The 1531-nt window shown below is 46.7% G+C and carries 1 protein-coding gene and 1 pseudogene; both read right to left on the bottom strand.

What is annotated here, in order from left to right:
* Positions 1–228: pseudogene (locus PR833_RS17785) on the bottom strand (tyrosine-type recombinase/integrase); the annotation flags it as partial.
* Between the two features lie 15 nt (positions 229–243).
* The coding region (locus tag PR833_RS17780; protein WP_272526388.1) for a conjugal transfer nickase/helicase domain-containing protein at positions 244–1531 on the bottom strand (1288 nt) is incomplete at its 5' end.

Below are 1531 nucleotides of genomic sequence, written 5' to 3'. Positions count from 1 at the left end.
ATTCAGCTCATTTCTTCGCCATCTCAGCACATGCTCATGTGTCACTTCATCCGGTAGCGGTAACGCATTTTCACAAACTCCGCAATAACGCAGAAAAAGACGTACCATCTTACGGTATGTTTTCTCCGTATCCGGCCGTAATACTTTATTGTAAAAGTAATTACTCAGCATTTGCTCCCATACATCCACTTTCTGCTGATGTTCATCAGAACTGTGATTATCTTTCATAAACACCTCCTGCTTTTAACTTCCGACAATACGAATAAACAATGATTCCTCCGGCATATTCATGCCAAAAATCTGACGTCCTTTAATCATGTAACCATTGATTTTTTTATGGGATAACGTAATTAATGTTTTGTTATCACTCAGCGGATTCAGTTTTTCACCATAAATTCGAGCCCTGAAATGCCCTGTTTGTCGGGTATCATGACGAATAATCCGGTGCAATTTAAGGGATTCAAAAGAAGAAATAATATGGCCGATATCATCCGGATTTTTACCCGCCTCCTGTATGTACTGATAAAAAACAGCCGGACTCTGGCAAAACAAATACTCCATGACACAGTGAACCTTCGCATCCGGCGTATTTATTGCCAGTTTTCCGCCCAATAATCCGGACTTAAACCACGCCCAGAAAGCCTCTCCTTCATTTTTTATACTCAGACAGTTTTCGCGCTGTTCATCCTTCTCATCACGATTGCCCGTCTGAGTATCAGATAAGATTTCCGGCATTAAACCTGATAATTCAAGTGCATATTTCATATCCTCAGATAACGGAGGAGACATATCTGAGACAGTTTTTTCATCAGCAGAATCAAGTGCCCCATGGACAACCGCACCTTCTGCTTCTGCAACTACCATTAGCGGTATATCGCAGTGAATTCCGTTCTCTGTTTTTTCTGAAGTAACAGACTCCGGAGGCAATACAGATGTTACAGACGGAGTTTCAGGTTGTGGCTTTTGCGCCAATTCAGCAGGCGCCAATGACGCGATATCATTCTCCGGCTGCCCTGATAGCACTGAAGACGAAGCATCAGGCGCTGACATAGAAACAACGGAAGAAAATGCCGGCAATGCACCGGCGGGGAACGCAGCCAGAGCCTCATTCAGCACACGCTGTAAATCATTATCACCGTTTACCGGCTCGGTCACCACGTCAGACAACGCCTGAAGCGCCTTTGGTGTACCCGACAACCAGTGGATTACCTTCTCCGGTAATAGCCGGAAAGCCATCATGGCCCCCGTCGTCCGGCGAAAATGCGTCATATCCGGCACCGGCTCATGAAAGCGAAAACGATACGGTACGGTGGGCGCACTCATCCCCGGCTGCCACGCCGACAGGCTGTTCAGTTGTCCCTCAAACTGTGCCGTTAACGGTAACCAGTAAAACAGTCCGGTATAAAAAACACACACATTCCAGGCGCTGAACTGACGGCTCTGCTCTTCCGACGGAAGCCCGCGGGGCAGCATCTCTTTCTGGGACATCCGCATACACCAGGCTGTCGTATTCAGCGTTAAATCCAGCAAT

Source organism: Providencia sp. PROV189, from assembly GCF_028480065.1.
Classification (GTDB): Bacteria; Pseudomonadota; Gammaproteobacteria; order Enterobacterales; family Enterobacteriaceae; genus Providencia; species Providencia stuartii.
The sequence above is the reverse complement of the archived record's forward strand: the minus strand, read 5'-3'. Positions and strand labels throughout refer to the sequence as shown.